The organism is Streptomyces sp. PA03-6a, from assembly GCF_033792765.1.
GTDB lineage: Bacteria > Actinomycetota > Actinomycetes > Streptomycetales > Streptomycetaceae > Actinacidiphila.
This window is the reverse complement of record NZ_JARAVK010000006.1, coordinates 1-24,673: the sequence shown is the minus strand read 5'-3', so window position 1 is coordinate 24,673 and position 24,673 is coordinate 1. Positions and strand designations below refer to the sequence as shown.

Below are 24,673 nucleotides of genomic sequence, written 5' to 3'. Positions count from 1 at the left end.
AGCGGGCCGCGGCTAGCGTGACGGGCATGGACATCACCCTTCACTGGACCTTCCTCCCGCACACCGACCCCGAGGCCTCGCTGGCCTTCTACCGCGACACCCTCGGCTTCAAGGTCCGCAACGACGTCGGCTACGGCGACATGCGCTGGATCACCGTCGGCCCCGCCGACCAGCCCGGCACGTCGATCGTCCTGGAGCCGCCGGCCGCCGACCCGGCCATCACCGAGGACGAGCGCCGCACCATCACCGAGATGATGACCAAGGGCACCTACGCCCGCCTCACCCTGGCCACGCCCGACCTCGACGGAGTCTTCGAGCGGCTCGTGGCGGGCGGCGCCGAGGTCGTCCAGGAGCCGACCGAGCAGCCGTACGGGATCCGCGACTGCGCCTTCCGCGACCCCGCGGGCAACACGATCCGCTTCAACGAGGTGCGCTGACCGCCCCGCCCCCGCTCCCGCTTCGGCCCGGCGGACGGTTACGGTGGCCGCGCCCCGCCGCCGCGGGGGACCGGACATACTTGACCGAAGCCGGTCAGATCGAGCCAGGCGACGCCGACGGGGACCGCGAGAGCGGCCGCGCACGCACGAGACAGATGGAGAGACGACACACATGGCCAAGAAGGCGGACGCGCAGTCGCCTGCGCCGCACGTTGCCGACAGCCACGATCTGATCCGCGTGCACGGTGCGCGCGAGAACAACCTGAAGGACGTCAGCATCGAGATCCCGAAGCGCCGGCTCACGGTGTTCACCGGAGTCTCCGGCTCGGGCAAGAGCTCCCTGGTCTTCAACACGATCGCCGCGGAGTCGCAGCGGCTGATCAACGAGACCTACAGCGCCTTCGTCCAGGGCTTCATGCCGACACTGGCCCGCCCCGAGGTCGATGTCCTCGACGGGCTGACGACCGCGATCACCGTCGACCAGCAGCGGCTGGGGGCGGACCCCCGCTCCACCGTCGGCACCGTCACCGACGCCAACGCCATGCTGCGCATCCTCTTCAGCCGGCTCGGCACCCCGCACATCGGCCCGCCCAGCGCCTACGCCTTCAACGTGCCCTCCGTCCGGGCCAGCGGCGCGATCACCGTCGAGCGCGGCGCGAGCAAGGCCGAGAAGGTCACCTTCACCCGCACCGGCGGCATGTGCCCGCGCTGCGAGGGCCGGGGCACGGTCTCCGACATCGACCTGAGCCAGCTCTTCGACGACTCCAAGTCGCTCAACGAGGGTGCGATCACCGTCCCCGGCTACAAGGGCGGCGGCTGGAACTCCCGGCTCTACGCCGAGTCCGGCTTCTTCGACCCCGACAAGCCGATCCGCACCTTCACCCAGCAGGAACTGCACGACTTCCTGCACCGCGAGCCGACCCGCATGAAGATCGCGGGCATCAACATGACCTACGAGGGACTGGTCCCGCGGGTGCAGAAGTCGATGCTCGCCAAGGACAAGGAGGCGATGCAGCCGCACATCCGCGAGTTCGTGGACCGCGCCGTCGCCTTCACCACCTGCCCCGAGTGCGACGGCACGCGGCTCAGCGAAGGCGCCCGGGAGTCGAAGATCGCCGGGATCGGCATCGCCGACGCCTGCGCGATGCAGATCAGCGACCTGGTCGCCTGGGTGCGCGCCCTGGACGAGCCCTCGGTGGCGCCGCTGCTCACGAAGCTGCAGCACACCCTCGAGTCGTTCGTGGAGATCGGACTCGGCTACCTCTCGCTCGAACGGCCGTCGGGCACGCTCTCGGGCGGCGAGGCGCAGCGCGTCAAGATGATCCGCCACCTCGGCTCCTCGCTCACCGACACCACCTACGTCTTCGACGAGCCCACCACCGGTCTGCACCCGCACGACATCCAGCGGATGAACGGTCTGCTGCTGCGCCTGCGGGACAAGGGCAACACGGTGCTCGTCGTGGAGCACAAGCCGGAGACGATCGCCATCGCCGACCACGTCGTCGACCTCGGCCCCGGCGCCGGAACGGCCGGCGGCACCGTCTGCTTCGAGGGCGACATCGAGGGGCTGCGGAGCAGCGGCACCATCACCGGGCGCCACTTCGACGACCGTGCGTCCCTGAAGGAGACGGTGCGCAAGCCCACCGGCAACCTGGAGGTCCGCGGCGCCACGGCGCACAACCTGCGCGACGTCGACGTCGACGTCCCGCTCGGGGTGCTCACGGTGATCACGGGAGTCGCGGGCTCGGGCAAGAGCTCCCTCGTGCACGGGTCCATCCCCGCCGGCGCCGGTGTCGTGTCCGTCGACCAGAGCCCCATCCGCGGCTCGCGCCGCAGCAACCCGGCGACGTACACCGGACTGCTCGACCCGATCCGCAAGGCGTTCGCCAAGGCCAACGACGTGAAGCCCGCGCTGTTCAGCGCCAACTCCGAGGGCGCCTGCCCCACCTGCAACGGAGCCGGCGTGGTCTACACGGACCTGGCCATGATGGCGGGCGTCGCCAGCACCTGCGAGGAGTGCGAGGGCAAGCGCTTCCAGGCCTCGGTGCTGGAGTACCACCTCGGCGGGCGCGACATCAGCGAGGTGCTCGCGATGTCGGTCACCGACGCCGAGGAGTTCTTTGGCGCCGGCGAGGCGCACACGCCCGCCGCGCACCGCATCCTCGGCCGGCTCGCCGACGTCGGACTCGGCTACGTCAGCCTCGGCCAACCGCTCACCACGCTGTCCGGCGGTGAGCGGCAGCGGCTGAAGCTGGCCACGCACATGGGCGACAAGGGCGGCGTCTACGTCCTCGACGAGCCGACCGCCGGCCTGCACCTCGCCGACGTCGAGCAACTGCTCGGTCTGCTGGACCGCCTCGTCGACTCCGGCAAGTCCGTCATCGTCGTCGAGCACCACCAGGCGGTCATGGCGCACGCCGACTGGATCATCGACCTCGGCCCCGGCGCAGGCCACGACGGTGGGCAGATCGTCTTCGAGGGCACCCCGGCGGACCTCGTCGCCGCCCGCTCGACGCTCACCGGCCGGCACCTGGCCTCCTACGTCGGCGCCTGACGCGCGGCGGGGGCCGGGGCGATCACGCCCCGGCCCCGTGTCGTCACGCACCCCCCCGCACCGTGGGAGCCGCTTCAGTAGCGGGCGCTGTGGGCCCGCAGGAGCGGGGAGGGCATGGACGGGCGGCCGTCGACGCTCGCCCCGGCGAACTGGAGCATCGGCGCCAGCGTCGCGTTGTTGTGGGCGGGGAAGTTCAGCGACGGCGTGGACACCTCGTCGAGCACACCGCGCTGGGCCGGGGTGAGGCTGACGTCCAGGGCCCGCAGGTTGGCCTCGAACTGGTCCATGCGCCGTGCGCCGATGAGGGTGGACGTGACCCCGGGGCGGCCCTGCACCCAGGCCAGCGCGACCGCGGCGGGGTCGGCGCCCGCGTCGGCGGCGACGGCGTGGAGCGCGTCGATGACCTTGTAGTCGGCCTCGCCGGGGGCGCCGACGAGCTGCGTGCGCGCGGTGTCCACCGGCCCGGTGGAGGAGCTGGAGTACTTGCCGGACAGGAAGCCGCTGCGCAGCGGCCCCCACGGCATCACGGCCATGCCGAGGGCCTCGGCCATGGGGATCAGCTCGCCCTCCGAGGTGCGTTCGAGCAGGGAGTACTCCAGCTGCAGCGCGATGATCGGGGCCCATCCGCGGAAGCGCGCGATGGTGGCGGCCTCGGCCGTCGCCCACGCCGGTACGTCGGAGAACCCGATGTAGCGGACCTTGCCGTCGCGGACCAGGTCGTCCAGCGCGCGGAGGGTCTCCTCGACGGGCGTGGCCGGGTCGAAGTTGTGGAGCCAGTAGATGTCGACGTAGTCGGTCTGCAGGCGCCGCAGGGAGTTCTCCAGCTGTTGCACGATCGCCTTGCGGCCGGGTCCGCCGCCGTTGGGGTCGTTCTCGTAGAGGTTGCCGAAGAACTTGGTGCCGAGCACGACCCGGTCGCGCAGCGCGGGCCGGCCGGCGAAGTAGTCGCCGACGATCTTCTCGGAGTGTCCGTTGGTGTAGATGTTCGCGGTGTCGATCGAGTTGCCGCCGCGGTCGAGGTAGGCGGCCAGGATGTTCGCGGACTCCTCGGGGCTGCAGCCCCATCCGTGATCCTCACCGAAGGTCATCGTGCCCAGGGTGAAGGGGCTGACGCGCAGTCCCGAGCGGCCGAGCGTGACGTAGGAATCGAGCGGCATGATGGGGCTTCCTCACGGAGAACGGGGTGGGGAGACCGCGCAGGCCGTCCCCTGGTGCTCCTCCATTCGACCCCGCCACCTGGTGTTCTCCTAGACCGATCGGCGCGGATCGTTGCACGATCCGCTCAGCCTTGCCCAGATCGTCCGTGCGCGCGTCGCCATGATGTGGTCCACTGGGATGGTGCGTCACCTGGAAGAGATCGGCGAGCGGATCACGCGTCTGTCCTCGGGGAGCCCGCGGCCGCGGTGGGTCGAGGGAACGGTCGTGTTCGCCAGCGACCACGTCACCGAACCGATGGGCACCGTCAACGAGCCGATGATGGCACTGACGGTCCAGGGGGCGAAGCGCTCGGTCCTGGGTGACCGCATCTTCGACTACCGGGCGGGCCAGTACCTGGTCGCCACCGTGGAGCTGCCGCTGACCTCGCAGATCAGCCGTGCCTCGGCCGCCGAGCCGTTCCTCGGGTTCGGGCTTCCGCTGCGGCCGGCGGTCATCGCGCAGCTGCTGCTGGAGGCCGCCCCTGTCCCGGCCAGCCCGTACGAGGGCCCGGGCCTGGCGACCAGCGATGCCGACGACCGGCTGCTGGACGCGGTCCTGCGGCTGCTGCGCCTGCTGGACGAGCCCCGGGACGTGCCCGTACTGGCTCCCGGGGTGCGGCGCGAGATCCACTGGCGGCTGCTGAACGGGCCGCAGGGAGCGTTGATCCGGCAGATCGGACGCGCCGACAGCCGCATGTCGCTGGTGGCCCGCGCGATCGACTGGATCAAGGCCCACTACGACCAGGTCATCCGGATCGACGACGTCGCCCGGGAGGTGGGCGTGAGCGTCTCCTCGCTGAACCGGCACTTCCGCGCGGTGACCGCCATGAGCCCGTTGCAGTTCCAGAAGCAACTCCGGTTGCAGAAGGCCCGCCTGCGACTCATCGCGGCGCCGGACGACGTCGCCGCGGTCGGTCACGCCGTCGGCTACGACAGCCCCTCGCAGTTCAGCCGCGAGTACCGCCGCATGTTCGGTGCCCCGCCGGGCCAGGACGCGGCTCGCCTGCAGACCGCGGCGGTGGTCCAGGAGTAGACGCCGCCGTCAGCCGCCCCACGCGTCTGCGGACCTGCTCGAATCGAAGAAGCGGTCCCTCGCGCACCGGATCTTGCCGTCCTCGAGATAGACGGCTGACACGATGTCGTGCGCCTCCAGGGAATGTCCCTCCCCATCCAGGAGCTCGTCGGTCCGGCGCACGGAAACGACGTCCCCGTCGGCCTGGATGTGACGTACATCCATGCGGAAGCCGCTCGCGCGGAAGGTCTCCAGGGCACGGCGCAGGTCGTCGAGGAGGGCGTCCAGGCCGTCCACGGGATGGTCGTTGAAGATGACGGACTGCCAGTTGACGTCGGGATGGAGGAACCGGTGACAGGCGGCCACGGCATCGTCATAGGTGGGTCCGAATTCCGCGCAGAAATTCCGGACCGTATCCACGGGCGATACTCGGCTCATGTCCAGCATTCCTTCGTGATCGGAGTCCTCCGGCGCGCCGAGTGTTTCAGAAAAGCGTCGGCCGGCTCCACGAGCCGGTCCCTCCCAACTGGTAGGCGCAGCCTCCTACAAGCGGGGTCACACCCCGGCCCCCGGGCCGGCACGGCACAATCGGCCCGTGGCAACCGGGAGGGCCCGGCTTGGGGGAGGGTGCGCTGTGATGGTTCGTCAACGTCCGGTGGGAAGGGGCTCGTTGGCCCGACGTGTCACCGGGCTTCTGGGGCTGCTGGCGGCCGCGGCGGTCGTGCTGGCGGCGGTCCTGCTGTCCCCGTTCGTGCTGGAGGGGATCTCCGGTTCGCGGGGCGTGGACTGGGACCGGCTGGGCCAGGTCGGTGCCGCCTACGGCTTCACGTCGGCGATCGTCTCGGCACTCGCGCTGGCCGGTGTCGCGGTGTCGCTGATCGTCCAGAACCGGCAGGCCAGGGCCGAGCAGATCCAGGGGATCCGCGGCTACTACCTGGAGCTGGCCCGGCTGGAGCTCGACGACATGGCACTGTTCCAGCCCGTCTGGGGTGCGACGGACATCGCCGATCCGGACGGGCAGAGACGGCACGTCTACGCCGACCTGATGATGAACTACGCGTGGATGGGCTACGAGATCGGGACGATCCCCGAGGGCCTGCTGCGGGACATGCTGGCCGGGATGTTCACCGGGGAAGCGGGGCGCGACTACTGGAGCAGGGCCCGCGCCTCGTGGATCGCCCGCTCGTCCGGGAGCCGTGCGGGCCGTCGTTTCCTGGGCGTCGTCGGCGAGGAACTCGCCCGGGCCGTCGCCGCCGGCCCCCCGGCGCGCACCCCGCGGGTGCCCGGCGCCCCTGCGCCCCGGGGACCGCGCCGGCGGTGGGCCGTGTCCGGCACCCTGATCGGCCTGGGTACCGGTCTGGCCCTGGGAGCGGTCCTGCGGGGCCGACGCTGAAGGCCGTCCCCGGGTGCCGCCCCGGGCGCCCGTCGGGCGATGGTGTGGTGCCGCGCGTCCTGATCGCCGTCCTGGCAGGATGGGCGGCATGGAACGTGTGCTGGGAATCGGTGGGTACTTCATGCGGGCGGCCGACCCCGCGGCTCTGAACGCGTGGTACCGGGACTGCCTGGGCCTGGACGCCGACGAGCACGGCCTGTGGCGTCAGGAGGCGGGGCCGACGGTGTTCGCGACCTTCGAGTCCGGGACCGACTACTTCGGGTCCCGCACCCAGCAGACCATGCTCAACCTCCGGGTCCGCGACCTGGACGCCATGCTCGCGCAACTGCGCGCCAAGGGCGCCGACGTGGCCGAGGAGACGCAGGACATGGACGGCGTCGGCCGGTTCGGCTGGGTCACCGATCCCGAGGGCAACCGCATCGAGCTGTGGCAGCCCGCCTGACCCCAGGGCTCCTCAGTGGTCGTCGCCCGCGGCCTGGTCGGGGAGGAGACCGGAGCCGCGGAGGCCGCTCAGAGCCTCGGCGACGGTGGTCATGCGATCGGCGACGTCCGCGAGTTCGCGGCGCAGTTCGATGACGCGCCGCTCCAGCGCCACGGCCTGGGCGGCGAGTGCCGCGGCGGTCGCCGAAGTGTCGGGGTGGTGGTCGGCGGATCGGGTCATCACAGGGCCTCCGGGCCGAGTTGCAGCGCTGAGACGCTGAGTTCGAGCCGCGCCTTGTCGCTGAGCAGCACGCCTCCGGTCTCCAGGGGGACGTTCCAGTTGAGGCCCCAGTCCGAACGGCGGAGGACGGCCGAGCCCTCGAAGCCGACCCGTCGCTGCCCGTCGGTGTCGCGGGCGGTGCCGCCGTAGTCGAGGTCGATGTGCAGCGGCAGTTCGACGTCCTTGATCCTGAGGTTCCCCGTCATGCGGAAGCGGTCCTCGTCCAGGGGGACGACCGCGGTGGAGCGGAAGACCATGAGGGGGAACGTCGCCGAGTCCAGGAAGTCGGGGCCGGTGATGTGGGAGTCCCGCGCCCGGACGCCGGTGTCCAGGCTGCCGGTCTGCACGCTCACGTGGGCCTCCGAACGGGCCGGATGGCGCGCGTCGAGCCGGAGGAACCCCTCGAACGCGGAGAATCTGCCGCGTACGTTGGCGACCATGGCGTGCCGGACGGAGAAGCCGACCGCGCTGTGGACCGGGTCGATGACGTACGCACCGGACAGTTCCTCCTGCGGACGGGAGCCGGGGACGGTGGTTTCCGCGCAATTCCTGGGCATGGCGGGTCGACCTCTTCGTACGGGTGGGTCGGGGACGGCTGCGGTGGCCCCCACCGGGGGCAGGGGCCACCCGCGGGGGTCACCGCTGCTGCTGGGCGAACCAGTCGGCGAAGCGGGTCGCGGCGAGCTGCGCGCCGGCGCCGGGGACGAGCGAGTCGTCCTGCAGCACGGACCCGTAGTACGGGGCCTGCGGGTCCGCGACGACCTTGCGGGGGTCGTTCTGGGCGGTGAGCACGTCACGGACCAGCTCGTCGAACCGGAACACGTCCGGGCCGGCGATCTCCACCATGCCGCCCAGGGGCGTGCCGGCCGCGGTGCGGGCGACGGCCGTGGCCACGTCGTCGGAGTAGATGGGCTGGAACTTCACGGGCGCGATGCGCACCGTGTCGCCCTCGGTCCCCGCGTCCGCGATGCCGTTCACGAACTCGAAGAACTGCGTGGCGTGGACGATGGAGTAAGGCATGCCCGACGCCTTGATCAGCTCCTCCTGGGCCAGCTTGGCGCGGAAGTAGCCGTTGTCCGGGAGCCGGTCGGTGCCGACGATGGAGAGAGCGACGTGGTGGACGACACCCGCCTTGGCGTTCGCCTCCATGAGGTTGCCGGTGCAGGTGCGGAAGAAGTTCATCACGGCGTCGTCCTCCCACGAGGGCGAGTTGGAGACGTCGACCACGACCTGCGCGCCCTGCAGCACCTCGGCGAGACCCTCGCCGGTCAGGGTGTTGACGCCGGTGTTGGGGGAGGCCGCGACGGCCTCGTGCCCGTGCTCGTTGAGCTTGCTGACGACCTTCGAGCCGATCAGCCCGGTTCCGCCGATGACTACGACCTTCATGATGGAGTCCTCTCGGATGTTCTCGTGCGTGACGCGCAAGGGGCGGTGGGGCGCCCCACCGGCACCGGCCGGTGTCTCTTCGCTGGGAAGACCGGGCAGCGGAGCCGTTTGTGACAGGGGCCCGATGTGGCGGGCCCCCGGATCCCTCACAGGACGCGAGCGGTCCTCACTCGACGAGTTTGCCTTCGGTGGAGACCTCCTGCATCAGGGCGGTGATCTCCTCGGGGATGTCCGGGATGCTCTCCCGGGTGACGCCGGTCCTGGGGGACCAGACGAGGTTGACCCGCAGCGCCGGATCCTGCGCCGGGTAGTCGCTGCGGTTGTGGCAGCCGCGGGTCTCACGCCGCTCCAGCGCCGATTCCAGCGTGGCGCGCGCGGCCAGGGCCGCCGACTTGAGGTCGAAGGCGTGCGCGAGGTCCTGGAAGCCGGCGATGTCGGGGTGGACACCGACGGACTCCATCCGCTGCTCGATGAGGTCGAGTTCCGCCAGACCGGCCCGCAGGCCCTCCTCGTCGCGCACCACGCCCGCGTGTTCGGTCATGGTGTTGCGGATGGCGCGCTGCAGGGCGCGGACGTTCTCCGGTCCGTCCGCCGCCACCAGGTCGTCGACCTCGGCGCGGGCCTGCGCCACCGCCGCCGCCGACCGCGGCTGCGAGGTCAGTCCCAGCGAGTAGGCGGCGGCCGCCTGACCCGTGATGCGACCGAAGACCAGCAGCTCGATGAGGCTGTTGCCGCCCAGGCGGTTCGCGCCGTGCAGGCCGCTGGACGCCTCGCCGATGGCGTACAAGCCGCGGACGTCGGTGCTGTGGTCCTCGGGCCGCACCCAGACGCCGCCCATCGAGTAGTGCGCGGTGGGCGCGATCTCGATGGGGTCGCGGGTGATGTCCAGCATCTGCAGGTCCAGCAGCGTCTGGTAGACCCGGGGGAGCCGGTTCATGATGGTCTGGCGCGGCAGGTGGGAGACGTCCAGCCACACGGCTCCCTTGGGGGTGCCGCGGCCCTCCTTGATCTCCGTGTAGGAGGCGAGGGCGACGCGGTCGCGGGTGGACAGCTCCATCCGCTCGGGGTCGTAGCGGCTCATGAACCGCTCCCCGAGCGCGTTGCGCAGGATGCCGCCCTCACCGCGGGCGGCCTCGCTGACGAGCGTGCCGGCCGCGTTCTCCGGCTCGATGATGCCGGAGGGGTGGAACTGGACGAGCTCGGCGTCGCGCAGCCGCGCGCCGGCCTCCACGGCCAGACGGAACGAGTCACCGGTGTTCTCGTCGCGCCGGGAGGAGGTGCGCCGCCAGATCCGGGTGTGTCCGCCGGCCGCGAGGATGACGGCGTCGGCGTGGATGAGGTAGCGCGTGCCGTCGGTGAGGTCGAAGCCGTACGCGCCGAACACGGCGCCGTCGTGTTCGAGGATGCGGGTGATGTAGACGCCGTCGAGCACCGGGATGTCGAGCTGCTCGGCCCGCCGCACGAGCGTGCGCTGGATCTCCAGGCCGGTGTAGTCCCCGGCGAAGGCGGTGCGGCGGTACTTGTGCGCGCCGAAGAAGCGCTGCGAGATCCGGCCGTCCTCCTCCCTGGCGAAGGCCATGCCGTACCGCTCCAGGTCGTCGATGCCCAGGGCCGCACCCTGGGTGACGATCTCCACGGTGCGGGGGTCGGCCAGCAGGTAGCTCTCCTTGAGCGTGTCCGCGGCGTGCTGCTGCCAGCTGTCCTCGGGGTCCATCGTGGCGAGCGCTGCGTTGATGCCTCCGGCCGCCAGGGCCGTGTGGGCGTCGTCCTTGGGCCGCTTGCCGACCGCGAGGACGTCGACACCGGCCTCCGCCAGTTCGATCGCCGCTCGCAGTCCTGCTCCTCCGGTACCGATCACCAGCACCATGGTGGAAATGTGTCGTTCAGTGAGGGCCACGGTCTGCTCCGATCGACTTGGTTGTCACCAAATACGACCGGGCGGTCAGGCCATCTGTGACAGCGGTCCCCGCCCGCCGGGCACCGCGTGGCGGGGCGTCCGGAAGGGCGTGGGACGACCGGGGCGCCCGGCCGTCCCACGCCCACGGGGCCGGATCGTCAGGCGACGACGCGGTCCAGGGGCACGTCCGGGTCGGCCAGGCGCGCGTCGTCGACCGCGGCGCGCGAGGTGATCAGGTCGCGGACCGGCTCGACGACGTCCCACACGTTGACGTTCATGCCGGCCAGGATGCGGTTCCCCGACATCCAGAAGGCGATGAACTCCCGTGCCGCCCGGTCCCCGCGGAAGACGACGCGGTCGTAGCCGCCGGGCTCCACGTAGCCGGTGTACTCCATGCCCAGGTCGTACTGGTCGGTGTAGAAGTACGGCAGCCGGTCGTAGACGGCGTCCTTGCCGAGCATGGCCTGCGCGGCGGTGGCCGGCTGGTTGAGCGCGTTGGCCCAGTGCTCGACGCGGATGTGGCGGTCGAGGAACGGGTGGTGGGCGTTGGCGACGTCGCCCGCGGCGAAGACGTCCGGTGACGAGGTCCGCAGGTGCGCGTCGGTGACGACGCCGTTGCGCACCTCCAGCCCGGCCGCCTCGGCGAGCTGGACGTTGGGGGTGATGCCGACGCCGACGACCACGGCGTCCGCGGGGAGGCGGGTGCCGTCGGCGAGCTGCACCCCGTCGGCGCGGCCGCCGGTGCCGGTGATGCGCTCCACCGTCACGCCGTGGCGCAGCACGACGCCGTGGTCGGTGTGCAGGCCCGCGAAGACCTCGGCGGCCTCGCGCCCCAGGACCCTGAGCAGCGGCAGCTCCTCGTGCTCCAGCACCGTCACCTCCGCCCCGGCCTGCTTGGCGGCGGCGGCGGTCTCCAGGCCGATCCACCCGGCGCCGATGACGACGATCCGCGCGCCCGCGGTGAACGCCTCCTTGAGCCGCTCGCTGTCGCCCACACGGCGCAGGTAGAGCACGTTGTCCAGGTCCGCCCCGGGGACGGACAGGCGGCGCGGGGTCGAACCGGTGGCCAGGAGCAGCTTCGTCCAGGGCAAGCGGCGCCCGCCGTCGAGCTCCACCTCCTTGGCGCCGGCGTCGAGGCCGGTCACCGTCGTACCGAGCATCAGGTCGACGTCGTGCTTGTCGTACCACTCGTCGGGATGCACGTAGATCGAATCGCGCGTCTCCTTGCCGAGCAGATAGCCCTTCGAGAGCGGCGGGCGGACGTAGGGCTTTTCCCGTTCGTCGCCGATGAGGACGAGCCGGCCGTCGTAGCCGTTCTCCCGCAGAGCCTCCGCCGCCTTGCCCGCGGCCAGACCGCCTCCGACGATCACGAAAGTGTTCTCAGGGGACACAATGCACCTCATCTCGGATGTCGCATGCTGCGAACCATGTACGGAGAGTCAACCACCAGACCGCTCGGCACCCCGTCGTGTGACACAGCCGGTCGTGTCGCCCGGCCTCCGGGCGGGCGCCTTGTCACGACGTCAGGGGTGTCCCGGTCATACAGCTGATCGAAGGACGCCCGGGGCAGCCGGCCCACCGGTCCGTCCCCGCAGCGACCGAGGAGCAGAAGGTGGCCTACGTCATCGCGCAGCCCTGCGTCGACGTCAAGGACCGGGCCTGCGTCGCCGAGTGTCCGGTGGACTGCATCTACGAGGGCGGCAGGACGCTCTACATCAACCCCGTCGAGTGCGTGGACTGCCGTGCGTGCGAGCCCGTGTGCCCGGTCGAGGCGATCTTCCGCGAGGACGACCTCCCGGAGGAATGGGCACGCTACAGGGAGGTCAACGCCGAGTACTTCCTGCCCACTTCGGGCTCCGGCGGGCACGGCAGGGCGCTGGTCGGCGACGGGGACCACGCCTTCGTGGCCCGGTTGCCGCCGCAGCGGTCCCGCAAGAAGGACATCGCCCTCTTCGCCATCGGCAAGGAGGAGGCCGAGGAGGCCGACCTGTGGTTCCCGTCGTGACGGCCCCGGGAGGCGAGGGCCGGTGATCCCCTTCGCTCGCGGCCGGCTGCGGAACGCAAGGCCCGCGCGGCAGGGGCCCCACGTGGTCGAAGTCGGCCCCCAGGACCTCGAACGCACCGTGGCCATGCACCTCAGGTGCTCGGCACGCACCCTGTGGAGCCGGTACCACCGCGCGATGGGCGATCCCCGTTCCTACCTGCGCACCCTGCTGTCCAGGCCCGGGGCTGTGCACCTGGCCGTGCAGCAGCCGGCCGGCGACATCGTGGCCGTGGGCCACCTGATGCCGGATCGCGGGAACGCGGAGGCGGCGCTGCTCGTCGAGGACGCGTGGCAGAACAGCGGGCTTGGCAGCCGTCTGCTGCGCGACCTCGGGCACCGTGCCGTCGGCGCCGGGTGGAAGGAGGTCTACGGCCTCGTCCTGCCCGGCGACGAGAAGATCCCCGCGATCCTGTCGCACACCTCCGTCCCCATCCACACCCTGCACGAGGAGGGCGTGACGACCCTCTGGGCGGAGACCGGTGACATAGCCGCCGCGGAGGCGTCCACCGACGCCGGCGCGCGGTGACCCGGCGCCGTGGATGGCGCCGGGGGAGTGCCGGATGCGGGGCCGTCTGTCACAGATCCGGATGCTGTCCGGTCATCACCCCGGAAGACGCAAATCGGGCATTCCGCCCACCCCTGCCTGCCTGAGGACAAGACTTCGATGACCTGCACGGACGCGGTGACACTCGGTAAGCATGTGAACACGCCCGGGATATCCGACTCGGCGTTCGCGCTCTTCGACGAGCGGGGAACGGTCGTCGCGTGGACGCCGGCCGCCGAGCGCCTGGTCGGATACGCCGCCGGAGCCGTGGTCGGCCTGCCCGCCGCGCTGGTGCTGCCGTCCTTCGGGGAGACCCCGTCGATGTCGGACTTCGTCAAGCAGTGCCGTGCCGAGAACGGCTGGCCGGGCACGACGGCGGTGTCCCACCAGGACGGGCGCACGATCGACGTCACCCTGCGGATGACGATGCTGCAGGGCCGGAACGGCACGACACGCTGGCTCGCGACCCTGACCGACACCGGCGTGCTGTCCGGAGACGCGCTGAGCGGATCGGTGTGGGGGCCGCTCCTCGCGCGCGCGCCCATCGGGGTCGTCATCCGCGATCCGCAGCTGCGGTGCGTCTTCGTCAACGACGTCATGGAGGACCACGACGGCATCCCCCGCGACGAGCGACTCGGACGACGGTTCGTCGACGTGCTGGCCGGCGCCAAGGCGGGCGCGCTCGAGGCCGTGATGCGGCAGGTCCTGAAGAGCGGCACCACCAAGGTGCACGAGTACCGGACCTGGCTGCCGGTGAGCAAGGGCCGGGAGCACCCGTTCGCGGCGTCGTTCCACTGCCTGCAGGGCGCCGACGGCGAATCGCTGGGGGTCTGCGTCATCAGTGCCGACGTGGTCGAGAGCCGGCTCGCGCGCGAGCGCCTCGCCGCCGTCGGCGAGGCCAGTACGCGTCTGGGCAGCACCCTGGACGTGATGCAGACCAGCCAGGAACTGGCCGAGCTCGCCGTACCGCTGCTGGCGGACTACGTCGCCGTGGACCTGGAGCAGTCCGTACCCTTCAGCGAGGGACCGCCGGTGCGCATCGACCCGACGGGCCAACGCCTCCCCGCTCTGCGACGCGCGGGTCTGGCCTCGGTCCACCAGGCGGTTCCGGACTCCGCGTGGGTGCGCGGCGAGCCGGTCACCGTGCCGCCCGGCTCACCGTTCGCCCACGTCCTGAGCACGGGCAGGTCCTACCTGGAGCCGATCCTGGACACCGCTCCCGGCATGTGGATCGACAAGGACCCGGCCCTGGCCGCGAGGATCCGCGCGAACGGGGTCCACTCGCTGATGGTCGTCCCGATCCGCGCCCGGCGTGCCCTGCTGGGCGTGGCGCTGTTCATCCGCACCGCGGACCCGGAGCCGTTCCAGGACGTCGACCTGCTGCTGGCCGAGGAACTCGTCGGGCGTGCCGCACTGGCACTGGACAACGCACGCCAGTACGCACGCGAGCACACCGCGGCCCTCACCCTCCAGCGCAACCTGCTCCCGCGCCGGCTGAGGGGCGGCATGGCCGTCGACGCGGCATCGCGCTACCTGCCCGCCGACATGGACCACGGGGTGGGCGGCGACTGGTTCGACGTCATCCCGCTGTCCGGCGCCCGGGTCGCCCTCGTCGTCGGTGACGTGGTCGGCCACGGTCTGCACGCCGCCGCGACCATGGGCACGCTCCGCGCCGCCGTCCGCACGCTGGCCGACATGGAACTGCCCCCCGCCGAACTGCTGACCCGCCTCGACGACACGGTCCAGAGACTCGTCGAGGAGGACACCGACCCCGTGGACCAGACACCCGCCGTCGTGGGCGCCACCTGCCTGTACGCCGTCTACGACCCGGCCACCCGGGTGTGCACCATGGCCAGGGCCGGGCACCCCCCGCCCGCCATCGTCGACCACGAGGGCAGGGTCACCTTCCCCGACCTCCCCACCGGAGCGCCCCTGGGCATCGGCCTCGGGGACCCCTTCGAGGCCGTGGAGCTGGAACTGCCCGAGGGAAGCCTGATCGCCCTCTACACCGACGGCCTGATCGAGAGCCGCGGCGGCGACATCGAGGAAGGGATGGACCGCCTGGGCGCCGCCCTCGGGGAACCGGGCCGGTCCCTGGAGGAGCTCTGCACCCGCGCGACGGAGTCCCTCCCCGCGCAGGTACCGTGCGACGACGTCACCCTGCTCCTGGTCAGGACCCGGTCGCTCAACTCGGCCCACATCGCCTCCTGGACGCTGCCCGCCGACGAGACCGCCGTCTGCCGCGCCAGGAAGCTGGCCGTCGGCCAGCTGACCGCCTGGGGCCTGGTCGGGCTCGAGCACTCCACGAAGCTCCTCGTGAGCGAGCTGGTCACCAACGCCGTGCGCCACGGCACCGGCCCGATCGGCCTGCGCCTGATCCGGCACCAGGCGCTGACCTGCGAGGTGTCCGACACCGACGTCTGCGCCCCGCGCCTGCGCAGCGTGGACTCCATGGACGAGAGCGGCCGCGGCCTCTTCCTGGTCGCCCAGATGTCCCGTCGCTGGGGATCCCGCTCGGCGGTGAACGGCAAGGTCGTCTGGGCCGAACTGGACGTGGCCGCCTCAGCCGCGTAGGGACCGGCCGCCGCGACCAGCGGCCGCATGTGGCACCGTCGTAGGCCGAACCCCGCTCGCGAGGGACAGGAGACCGATGTGGCGCAGACGACGCCGGCCGAGGTGATGACCGAGCTGGCCGCGCTCGAGGACCCCAAGACCCGCGCGGTGAACGAGAGGCACGGCGACGACCACGGTGTGAACCTCGGCAAGCTGCGCGCCCTCGCGAAGCGGCTGAAGACGCAGCACGAACTCGCCTGCGCGCTCTGGGAGACGGACGACACCGCGGCGCGACTGCTGGCGATCCTGATCTGCCGCCCCAAGGCGTTCGGGCGCGGCGAGCTGGACGTCATGCTGCGCGAGGCGCGCGCGCCCAAGGTGCACGACTGGCTCGTGAACTACGTGGTGAAGAGGAACCCGCACGCCGAAGAGCTGCGCGTGGCCTGGCCGGCCGACCCGGATCCCGTGGTGGCGAGCGCCGGATGGGCGCTGACCACCGAACGCGTGGCGAAGAAGCCCGACGGCCTCGACCTCCCGGGGCTGCTCGACGTCATCGAGGCGGACATGAAGGACGCCCCGGACCGCCTGCAGTGGGCGATGAACCACTGCCTGGCCCAGATCGGGATCGAGCACCCCGAGCACCGGGCCCGCGCCGTCGGCATCGGCGAGCGCCTGGAGGTGCTCAAGGACTACCCGACCTCCCCGGGGTGCACGTCCCCGTTCGCGCCCGTCTGGATCACCGAGATGGTGCGCCGGCAGGGCGATGCGGCGGTGGGCTGACCCGCCGAGCCACCGGTGCGGGGCTTCCCGTGGATCAGGCCCGCAGGTAGGCCAGGACGGCCAGGACGCGGCGGTGGGTCTCGTCGGCCGGGGGGAGGTCGAGCTTGGTCAGGATGCTGCCGATGTGCTTGCCCACGGCCGCCTCGGAGACGAACAGGTGGCGCGCGATCGCGCCGTTCGACCTGCCCTCCGCGACCAGCGCCAGCACTTCCCGCTCACGCGGGGTGAGCCGCTCCAGCGGATCGCGCCGGCGGCGCAGCAACTGCCGTACGACCTCGGGGTCGACGACCGTGCCGCCCGCGGCGACCTCGCACAGCGCCTCGACGAACTCCTCGACCTGGCCGACCCGGTCCTTCAGCAGGTATCCGAGGCCCGTCCCGTCGCCGGAGTCCAGCAACTCGGCGGCGTAGGCGCGCTGCACGTACTGGCTGAGGACGAGGACGGGCAGGGTGGGCCGCTCCTGCCGCAACAGCACCGCGGCCCGCAGGCCCTCGTCCTGGAATCCGGGCGGCATGCGGACGTCCGTCACCACCACGTCGGGGGAGTGCTCGTCGACGGCCGCGACCAGCGCGCCGGCGTCGCCCACGGCGGCCACCACCTCGTGCCCGCAGCGGTCGAGGAGGCCGGTCAGGCCGTCCCGCAGCAGGACGCTGTCCTCGGCCAGCACTACGCGGAGCGCTCGGTCCACTCGCAAGGGATCTCCACACGCAGCAGGGTCGGTCCGCCCCGGGGGCTGGACAGGGAGATTCTGCCATCCAGGACGGACACCCGGTCGGCGAGCCCGGTCAGCCCGCTGCCCGCAGCGGGCTCGGCGCCGCCCCGGCCGTCGTCGCGCACCTGGAGGAAGAGCCGCCCGTCGCGGTGTCCGCCGCTCACCTCGGCGCGGTCGGCGGCGCTGTGCCGGGCGACGTTGGCGAGGGCCTCGCGGACCACGAAGTACGCGGCGGCCTCGACCGCCCGGGGCAGCCGTCCGGGCAGTTCCACGTCGACGTCGACGGGGACGGCGGAGCGGTCGGCGGCGTCTGCGACGGCCGCCGCCAGGCCGAAGTCGGCCAGGACCCGGGGGTGGATGCCGTGGATGAGCTCACGCAGTTCCTCCAGGGCCCTGCCCGCCTCGTCGTGGGCCGTGGCGAGGCGGTCGGCCAGGGGGCCGGGCGGTGCGTCCAGGCGGGCCAGCCCCAGGGCCATGGACAGGGCGACGAGGCGTTGCTGCGCCCCGTCGTGGAGGTCCCGTTCGATCCTGCGCCGCTCCGCCTCGAAGGCGTCCACCAGGCGCACGCGGGAGCGGGTCAGTTCGACGATCCGGGCGCCCAGGTCCCGCTCGCGCGGGGCGACGAGGAGCCGGGCGAGGCCGGCCCTGGCGCCCGCGGCGGCGCCCAGGACGTAGGCGCCGAGCGCGAGCAGCAGCAGCCCCAGGACGGCCGTGCCCCACGCCGCGGGCCACGTGGTGACGCTCCACTGCTTGAGCACCTTCGCCTCGTGCCCCTCCCCGGCGGTGGCCATCAGCACCGGAGTCGCGACCAGGGAGGCCGGCACCGCCAGCGCGACGGTGACGAGGAGGGCGTCCACCGGCCACAGCAGACCCGCGAACAGCAGGGCGTAGCCGAGCTCCCGCCAGGTCGCCCGCTCCCGCAGCCGGGTGGTCAGCCAGGCCCACAACCCTCCCTCGGCGGGCGGCACATGGGGTCCCGGCGCGGGATCACGGTCGACCAGGCGCAGCCGGCCCCGCTCCAGCACGGCGACGGGGAGGCCCGCGAGCGCGGTGAGCACGAGCAACGGCAGGCCCACCAGCACGACCGCGAGGGCGGCCCCGGCGGCCGCCGCGGTCACGATCCCCACGAGGGTGACGGCGCCCGCGACCACCCCGGTCAGCAGGTACGCCAGCGAGCGCCACGGCCACGCGGACAGCAGGAACCCCGGTCCGGACATCGCCTGCCACACATTCCTGGGTTGCATGGGGATCACCGTAGGACCCGGGCGCGGGCCCGGACCATCGGGCCGGCGTGAGGACCGGGGGTATGCCTGGCCCTACCCCGGCTCTCGCCCCTGCCGCACTGCGCCGGACCCGCCCCACGGGATTTCGTGGAGCCGTCCGGGAGGCGCCGCGTCCCGGAGCACTCCGCCCCGCCGGGCGCGGCGGAGAACCGGCACCGAACGAGTGGGGACAGATGAACGACGACGCCATCCGATTGCGCTCCGTCACCAGGCGGCACGGCTGCGGCGACAACGCCGTGACGGCCCTCGACGAGGTCTCCCTCGCCTTTCCCAGGGGGTCCTTCACCGCCGTCATGGGGCCCTCCGGCTCGGGCAAGTCGACCCTCCTGCAGTGCGCCGCGGGCCTGGACCGGCCCACGTCGGGGTCGGTCCTCCTCGGCGACACCGACCTCAGCGGGCTCGGTGAGAGGCAGTTGACCCTGCTGCGCCGTGAACGCATCGGGTTCGTCTTCCAGGCGTTCAACCTGCTGCCCTCGCTGACCGCCGAGCAGAACGCCGCGCTGCCGCTGCGCCTGGCCGGCCGCCGGCCCTCCCGGGCGCGGGTGCGTGACGTGCTGCGGCAGGTCGGGCTCGGCGACCGCGCCGGGCACCGGCCGTCGGAGCTGTCGGGCGGGCAGCAGCAACGCGTCGCCCTGGCCCGTGCGTTGATCACCCGTCCCGAGGTGCTGTTCGGCGACGAACCGACCGGCGCCCTGGACTCGCGGACCAGCCGCGAGGTGCTGACCCTGCTGCGCGGCATGGCCGACCACGAGGGCCAGACCGTCGTGATGGTCACCCACGACCCGGTGGCCGCCTCCTACGCCGACCGCGTCGTGTTCCTCGTCGACGGCCGCGTCAACGGCGAACTGGCCGCGGCGGGTGCCGACGCCATCGCCGCGCGCATGACCGGGCTGGAGGCCGTGCCGTGCTGAGCCTCGCCCTGCACACCCTGCGCACCCGCTGGGTCACCTTCACCGGCAGCTTCGTCGCGCTGTCGCTGGGGGTCGCGCTGCCGGCCGTGATGGGACTGGTCCTCGCCGCCTCCCAGGACGCGCCCGAACGGGGGCCGGAACGCTTCGCCGCGGCGCCGGTCGTGGTCCGTGGTCAGGACACCCTGCGCGTGCCCACACCGAGGGGCGAGCGGACGCAGCCGCTCGCGCAGCCGCGTGCCGTACCCGCCGCGACCCTCGCCGGGCTGCGGCGGCTCGGCACGGTCGTCGAGGACCGGTCCTTCCCCGTACGGGCCGAGGACGGCCCCGGCGACCTCGTGGGACACCCCTGGTCCACCGCGGCGTTCGCCCCGTACCGGCTCACTGCGGGACGTGCGCCCCGCGCCGCCGACGAGGTCGTCGTGACCGGCGGCTGGGCCACGCCGGGCGCACGGGTGCGCACCGACCGGGGCACCGTCCGCGTCGTGGGCACCGTGCCCGGCCGCGGGTTCGAACACGCCGTGTTCTACACCGACGCGCGCGCCGCCCGACTGTGCCCCGTCAGCGTGCAGTTGGTGGCCGCCGCGGACGCCGCCGCGGTACGGGACGTCGTCCGCGGCAGCGGCGCCCGGGTCCTCACCGGGAACGGCCGCCGTCACGCCGACGCCGACCCCGGCCGGGACACCGAGGCGGTGACCGCGCTGAACGCCCTGTTCGGCACCGCCGGCGGCGTCACCGCCTTCGTGTCGGTGTTCGTCGTGGCGTCCACGTTCGCCTTCGCGGTCGCCCAGCGCCGCCGCGAGTTCGGGCTGCTGCGCACCGCGGGCGCCACGCCGGGCCGGCTCCGCCGCATGGTGCTGACCGAGTCCCTGCTGGTCGGCGTGCTCGCCTCGGCGGCGGGCTGCGCGCTCGGCGGGTACGCCGCGCCGTGGCTGGCCGCGGCGGTGGTCGACGGCGGACTGGCACCGGGCTGGTTCGCCATCGGCGACCACACCTGGCCGTACCACGCCGCGTTCTGGACGGGCCTGCTCGTCGCCCTCGGAGGGGCGGCCGCGGCCTCGTGGCGGGCCGGCCGCACCGGCCCGGCGCAGGCGCTGCGCGAGGCCTCCGTGGACACCGGGGCGATGACGTGGGGCCGGTGGCTGTCCGGCGGCGGGCTGCTGCTGACCGCCGTGGTGACCCTCTGCGTCACGCTGTACGGCGACCCCGGCGACCTGCTGCACCGCAAGACGTACGTGAGCCGGCCGATGCTGCTGATCACCGCGACCGCGCTGCTCGCACCCGTCGTGCTGCGCCCGCTGACCCGGCTGCTCGCCCGGGCCGCGGGCCTGCTGCCCGGCGCGGCCGGCATGCTGGTGGGCGAGAACGCCGCCGCCGGCGTGCGCCGTACCGCTGCGGTCGCCTCGCCCGTGCTGGTGATGGTCGCCCTCACGGGCTCGCTGCTCGGTGCCACCGCCACGCTCGGCCGTGCCGAGGCCGCCGAGGCGCGCGAGCGGACCACCGCCGCCTTCGTCCTCGTCGCACCGGACGGCGCGGGTTTCGGCCCCCGGACCCTGGAGCGTCTGCGCGACGTCCCCGGGACGCAGATGTCACCGACCGCGTCGAGCGCGGTGTACGTCCTGGAGGACGGCCCGGCGCTGATCAGGTCCGAGGCGCACGCCGCCGACCCCCGGGCCCTCGCCGCCACCAGCCGGCTGGCGCTTGTCGCGGGGAAGGTGAGCGACCTGGACGACGGGTCGATCGTCGTCAACGAGGAATGGGAACGGCACTCCGTCGGGCAGAGCGTCCGGGTCTGGCTCGGGAACGGCACCGGCAGGACGCTGCGCATCGCGGCGGTGATGGCCACCGGCACGGGCGGGAACGGCGTCTACGTCACCCCCGCCAACGCCCCCGGCGCTCCCGTCGACCGGGTGGACGTCGCCCTGGCCCACGGCGCCGACCCCGGCGCGGTGGCCGCCGCGCTGCGCGAGGCGGTGCAGCCGTCCGGCGGCCGGGTGCTCACCCGGGACGCGTGGCTCGCGGCCGGCCGGCCCGAGAACGACCGCACGACCCGGCTCGGCTTCCTGCTCGTCCTCGGGATCGCCCTGCTGTACACCGCCATCTCCCTGGTCAACACCATGGTGATGGCCACCTCCGACCGGGTCCGCGAGCTGGCCGTGCTGCGGCTGGCCGGGGCCACGGGGAGGCAGGTGCTGCGGCTGGTGGGCGCCGAGTCCCTGGTGGTCGTCGCGGTCGGTGCCCTGCTCGGCCTGGCCGTCGCCGCACTCAACCTCGCCGGGATGCGCTGCGCGTTGGCCCTGCTGTCGGTGGACAGCCCGATCGCACTTCCGTGGACGGCCCTCGGTGCGGCCGTCGGCGCGTGCGCGGTGCTCGCGGTCGCCGCCGCGACCGTCCCGGCCGCGCTGGCCGTGCGGGGCCCGGCGGCGGCACTCGCCGGGATGCGGGAGTGAACCCGCCGGGCCGCCGCCCGGCGCGGGGCGGCGGGCCTTCGGCGACGTTCACACCGAGGGCCCACCGGGGACACGGAGACCTCCGTGTCCCCGGTGGGCGCGTCAGGCCTGCCAGCCGTATCGGCCGCGGGCCTGCTCCACCGTCTGCGGGGTGACCGCTCCGGCGCGCGCCAACCGGTCCAGGGCGGCCACCACGATCGACCCGGCGTCCACCCGGAAGTAGCGGCGCGCCGCCTCCCGGGTGTCCGACAGGCCGAAGCCGTCCGTACCGAGAGAGGAGTAGTCCTGCTCGATCCACTGGCTGATCTGGTCGGGCACCTGCCGCATCCAGTCGCTGACCGCCAGGACGGGCCCGGGTGCCCCCGACAGCGCCGAGGTCACGTACGGGACGCGCTCCTCACCACCGATCCGCTGACGGTCGGCGTCGAGCGCGTCGCGGCGCAGTTCCGTCCAGGAGGTCACCGACCAGACGTCCGCCTGCACCCCCCACTCGGACGCGAGGAGCTCCTGGGCCTCCAGCGCCCAGTGGATCGCCGTGCCGGAGGACAGCAGCTGGATCCGCGGCCCGGCGCCGGGGGACTGCGCCTGCCGGAAGCGGTAGATGCCCCGCAGGATCCCCTCCTCGACCGACGGCCCGTCGGGCATCGCAGGCTGCCGCTTCGACTCGTTGTAGACCGTCAGGTAGTAGAAGACGTCCTCGGGCCGGTCGCCGTACATCCGCCGCAGCCCCTCCCTGACGATCACGGCGATCTCGAAGGCGAACGCGGGGTCGTAGCTCACGGCGGCGGGGTTGGTGGACGCCAGCAGGTGCGAGTGCCCGTCGGCGTGCTGCAGGCCCTCGCCCGTCATCGTCGTACGCCCCGCGGTCGCGCCGACCACGAAGCCCCGCCCCAACTGGTCGGCCAGGGCCCAGAACTGGTCGCCCGTCCGCTGGAACCCGAACATCGCGTAGAAGATGTAGAACGGGATCATGGGCTCGCCGTGCGTGGCGTAGGCCGTCGCGGCGGCGGTGAACTCCGCCAGCGACCCGGCCTCGGTGATCCCCTCGTCGATCAGCTGCCCGTTCTCGGCCTCGCGGTAGTGCAGCAACTGGTCGGCGTCGACGGGCTCGTAGGTCTGGCCGTCGGGGGAGTAGATCCCGGCCGTCGGGAAGAGGGACTCCATGCCGAACGTCCGCGCCTCGTCGGGGATGATCGGCACCCAGCGCCGCCCCGTGTCGGGGTCGCGCATGAGGTCCTTGACCAGCCGCACGAGCGCCATGGTGGTGGCCACCTCCTGCTTGCCGAAGCCCTTGCGCAGGGCCTCGAAAGGCGCGGCCGGCGGCTGCTCCAGCGGCTTGGCGACCACCCTGCGCACCGGCGCGGGGCCGCCCAGGGCCGCCCGTCGCTCGCGCAGGTACCGCACCTCCTCGGAGTTCTCACCGGGGTGCCAGTACGGCACCAGGTCCCCGCTCAGCGCGCTGTCCGGGATGGGCAGCTCCAGCGTGTCGCGCATCCGGCGGAACTGCGCCATCGTCAGCTTCTTCATCTGGTGGTTGGCGTTGCGCGACTCGAAGTCCGAGCCCAGGGTGTGCCCCTTGACGGTCTGGGCGAGGACGACGGTCGGCGCGCCCCGGTGCTCCACGGCGGCGCGGTAGGCGGCGTACACCTTCAGGGGCTCGTGACCGCCCCGGGACTCGGTGAACAGCTCGGATATCCGTCCGTCGGTCAGGCCCGACGCGATGCGGGCCAGCGCGTCGCCGGTGAAGAAGTGCTCGCGTGCGTAGGCCGCGTCCCGCGCGGCGTACGTCTGCATCTGGGCGTCGGGCACCTCGCCGAGCCGCCGCACCAGGGCGCCCTCCGTGTCCTGCGCCAGCAGCGGGTCCCAGGCCTCGCCCCACAGGGACTTGACCACGTTCCAGCCCGCGCCGCGGAACCGGCCCTCGAGTTCCCGCACGATGCTGGAGTTGGACCGTACCGGGCCGTCCAGGCGCTGCAGGTTGCAGTTGACCACGAAGGTCAGGTTGTCGAGACCCTCGCGCGCGGCGAGCGCCAGCGCGGCCAGCGACTCGGGCTCGTCCACCTCGCCGTCCCCGAGGAACGCCCACACCCGCGACGCCGACGTGTCCTTGATGCCCCGGGCGTGGAGGTAGCGGTTGAACCTGGCCTGGTAGACGGCCGCGAGAGGGCCGAGACCCATGGAGACGGTGGGGAACTCCCACAGCCACGGCAGGCGCCGGGGGTGCGGGTAGGACGGCAGGCCGTGGCCGTCGGCCTCGCGGCGGTAGCCGTCCAGTTGCTCCTCGCGCAGCCGGCCCTCCAGGAACGCGCGGGCGTAGATGCCGGGTGACGCGTGCCCCTGCACGTACAGCTGGTCGCCCGAACCTCCCCCGTCCTTGCCCTTGAAGAAGTGCTGGAAGCCCACCTCGTAGAGCCAGGCCGCCGACGCGTACGTCGCGATGTGGCCCCCCAGGCCCAGGCGGGAGGCACGGGTGACCATGGCCGCCGCGTTCCACCGGTTCAGCGCGGTGATCCGGGACTCCATGGCGAGGTCGCCGGGGAAGGCCGGCTGGGCCGCCGCGGGGATCGTGTTGACGGGTTCCGTGGACAGCAACCCGGGGACCGGCACCCCGGACGCCGCCGCGTACTCGTGGACGCGCCGCAGCAGGTAGGCGGCCCGGTCGGGCCCGGCGTGCCGGATGACGGCGTCGAGCGACGCGCGCCATTCCGCGGTCTCCTCGGCGTCGCGGTCGGGCAACCGGTCGAGCGGGCTGGTCGAGGGGGACTGCGCGGACTGCGCCGGATCACTCATGGCGGCCTTCCTGTCGGGACGAGGGGAGGGGAGG

Annotated in this window: 20 protein-coding genes and 1 pseudogene; 11 read left to right on the top strand and 10 right to left on the bottom strand. The window is 72.7% G+C overall.

Annotated features, from left to right (window positions below; all coding sequences use genetic code 11):
• Positions 1-26: 26 nt before the first annotated feature.
• Both PV350_RS02600 and PV350_RS02595 read left to right on the top strand, forming a co-directional pair.
• Positions 27-437 carry a VOC family protein gene (locus PV350_RS02600; protein WP_499509647.1) on the top strand — a complete coding sequence of 137 codons (411 nt, stop codon included), beginning with the start codon at positions 27-29 and terminating at the stop codon, positions 435-437.
• Positions 438-609: 172 nt separating this feature from the next.
• Positions 610-2,991: an ATP-binding cassette domain-containing protein gene (locus PV350_RS02595; protein ID WP_499509646.1), complete on the top strand. Its 2,382-nt coding sequence runs from the start codon at positions 610-612 to the stop codon at positions 2,989-2,991.
• Between the two features lie 74 nt (positions 2,992-3,065).
• On the opposite strand, the gene PV350_RS02590 is transcribed toward PV350_RS02595, so the two are convergent.
• Positions 3,066-4,148, bottom strand: a complete 1,083-nt coding sequence (locus PV350_RS02590) for an aldo/keto reductase (RefSeq protein ID WP_500332699.1) — start codon at positions 4,146-4,148, stop codon at positions 3,066-3,068.
• A gap of 181 nt (positions 4,149-4,329) precedes the next feature.
• Here PV350_RS02590 and PV350_RS02585 point away from each other — a divergent pair, with 181 nt between their 5' ends.
• Positions 4,330-5,220 (top strand): AraC family transcriptional regulator, encoded by an 891-nt coding sequence (locus PV350_RS02585; protein ID WP_500332698.1) that lies wholly within the window; start codon positions 4,330-4,332, stop codon positions 5,218-5,220.
• A 9-nt stretch (positions 5,221-5,229) separates the two neighbouring features.
• Here PV350_RS02585 and PV350_RS02580 read toward each other — a convergent pair whose 3' ends face one another.
• On the bottom strand, positions 5,230-5,637 hold the full coding sequence (locus tag PV350_RS02580; protein ID WP_499509643.1) for a nuclear transport factor 2 family protein: 408 nt from the start codon (positions 5,635-5,637) through the stop codon (positions 5,230-5,232).
• A 232-nt stretch (positions 5,638-5,869) separates the two neighbouring features.
• On the opposite strand from PV350_RS02580, the gene PV350_RS02575 reads away from it, so the two are divergent.
• Complete coding sequence (locus PV350_RS02575; protein WP_499509642.1) at positions 5,870-6,592, top strand: DUF6082 family protein; 723 nt, start codon at positions 5,870-5,872, stop codon at positions 6,590-6,592.
• Between the two features lie 88 nt (positions 6,593-6,680).
• Positions 6,681-7,034, top strand: a complete 354-nt coding sequence (locus PV350_RS02570; RefSeq protein ID WP_500332697.1) for a VOC family protein — start codon at positions 6,681-6,683, stop codon at positions 7,032-7,034.
• A gap of 12 nt (positions 7,035-7,046) precedes the next feature.
• On the opposite strand, the gene PV350_RS02565 is transcribed toward PV350_RS02570, so the two are convergent.
• The 5 genes from PV350_RS02565 to PV350_RS02545 all read right to left on the bottom strand — a co-directional run bounded on the left by PV350_RS02565 (position 7,047) and on the right by PV350_RS02545 (position 11,978).
• Positions 7,047-7,253 (bottom strand): hypothetical protein, encoded by a 207-nt coding sequence (locus tag PV350_RS02565; protein ID WP_499509640.1) that lies wholly within the window; start codon positions 7,251-7,253, stop codon positions 7,047-7,049.
• The gene (locus PV350_RS02560; protein ID WP_499509639.1) at positions 7,253-7,849 is read right to left on the bottom strand and encodes a YceI family protein; all 597 of its coding nucleotides are present in this window, start codon (positions 7,847-7,849) and stop codon (positions 7,253-7,255) included. The genes PV350_RS02565 and PV350_RS02560 overlap by 1 nt, the downstream gene beginning before the upstream one ends.
• Before the next feature lie 79 nt (positions 7,850-7,928).
• Entirely contained in the window at positions 7,929-8,678 is a 750-nt protein-coding gene (locus tag PV350_RS02555) for an SDR family oxidoreductase (RefSeq protein WP_499509638.1), read from the bottom strand.
• Positions 8,679-8,844: 166 nt separating this feature from the next.
• On the bottom strand, positions 8,845-10,545 hold the full coding sequence (locus PV350_RS02550) for an L-aspartate oxidase (protein ID WP_499509637.1): 1,701 nt from the start codon (positions 10,543-10,545) through the stop codon (positions 8,845-8,847).
• A gap of 188 nt (positions 10,546-10,733) precedes the next feature.
• Positions 10,734-11,978, bottom strand: coding sequence for an NAD(P)/FAD-dependent oxidoreductase (locus PV350_RS02545; protein WP_499509636.1), 1,245 nt, complete (start codon positions 11,976-11,978; stop codon positions 10,734-10,736).
• Between the two features lie 209 nt (positions 11,979-12,187).
• Here PV350_RS02545 and fdxA point away from each other — a divergent pair.
• From fdxA to PV350_RS02525, 4 genes and pseudogenes are all read left to right on the top strand, one after another.
• Positions 12,188-12,499, top strand: a pseudogene (fdxA, locus tag PV350_RS02540) (ferredoxin); the annotation flags it as partial.
• 163 nt (positions 12,500-12,662) lie between these two features.
• Positions 12,663-13,145: a GNAT family N-acetyltransferase gene (locus PV350_RS02535; protein WP_500332696.1), complete on the top strand. Its 483-nt coding sequence runs from the start codon at positions 12,663-12,665 to the stop codon at positions 13,143-13,145.
• Between the two features lie 138 nt (positions 13,146-13,283).
• Positions 13,284-15,737: a SpoIIE family protein phosphatase gene (locus PV350_RS02530; RefSeq protein ID WP_500332695.1), complete on the top strand. Its 2,454-nt coding sequence runs from the start codon at positions 13,284-13,286 to the stop codon at positions 15,735-15,737.
• A 27-nt stretch (positions 15,738-15,764) separates the two neighbouring features.
• Positions 15,765-16,496, top strand: a complete 732-nt coding sequence (locus tag PV350_RS02525) for a DNA alkylation repair protein (protein ID WP_499509633.1) — start codon at positions 15,765-15,767, stop codon at positions 16,494-16,496.
• 34 nt (positions 16,497-16,530) lie between these two features.
• Here PV350_RS02525 and PV350_RS02520 read toward each other — a convergent pair whose 3' ends face one another.
• Both PV350_RS02520 and PV350_RS02515 read right to left on the bottom strand, forming a co-directional pair.
• Positions 16,531-17,163, bottom strand: a complete 633-nt coding sequence (locus PV350_RS02520; protein WP_499516721.1) for a response regulator — start codon at positions 17,161-17,163, stop codon at positions 16,531-16,533.
• On the bottom strand, positions 17,163-18,452 hold the full coding sequence (locus PV350_RS02515; RefSeq protein ID WP_500332694.1) for a sensor histidine kinase: 1,290 nt from the start codon (positions 18,450-18,452) through the stop codon (positions 17,163-17,165). Before PV350_RS02515 ends, PV350_RS02520 begins: the two co-directional genes overlap by 1 nt.
• A 212-nt stretch (positions 18,453-18,664) precedes the next feature.
• Here PV350_RS02515 and PV350_RS02510 point away from each other — a divergent pair, with 212 nt between their 5' ends.
• Both PV350_RS02510 and PV350_RS02505 read left to right on the top strand, forming a co-directional pair.
• Positions 18,665-19,402, top strand: a complete 738-nt coding sequence (locus tag PV350_RS02510; protein ID WP_499509631.1) for an ABC transporter ATP-binding protein — start codon at positions 18,665-18,667, stop codon at positions 19,400-19,402.
• Positions 19,396-21,849 carry an FtsX-like permease family protein gene (locus PV350_RS02505; RefSeq protein ID WP_500332693.1) on the top strand — a complete coding sequence of 818 codons (2,454 nt, stop codon included), beginning with the start codon at positions 19,396-19,398 and terminating at the stop codon, positions 21,847-21,849. Before PV350_RS02510 ends, PV350_RS02505 begins: the two co-directional genes overlap by 7 nt.
• Before the next feature lie 102 nt (positions 21,850-21,951).
• Here the strand turns inward: PV350_RS02505 and aceE are convergent, their stop codons facing one another.
• Positions 21,952-24,639: a pyruvate dehydrogenase (acetyl-transferring), homodimeric type gene (aceE, locus tag PV350_RS02500; RefSeq protein WP_499509629.1), complete on the bottom strand. Its 2,688-nt coding sequence runs from the start codon at positions 24,637-24,639 to the stop codon at positions 21,952-21,954.
• Positions 24,640-24,673 lie beyond the last annotated feature (34 nt).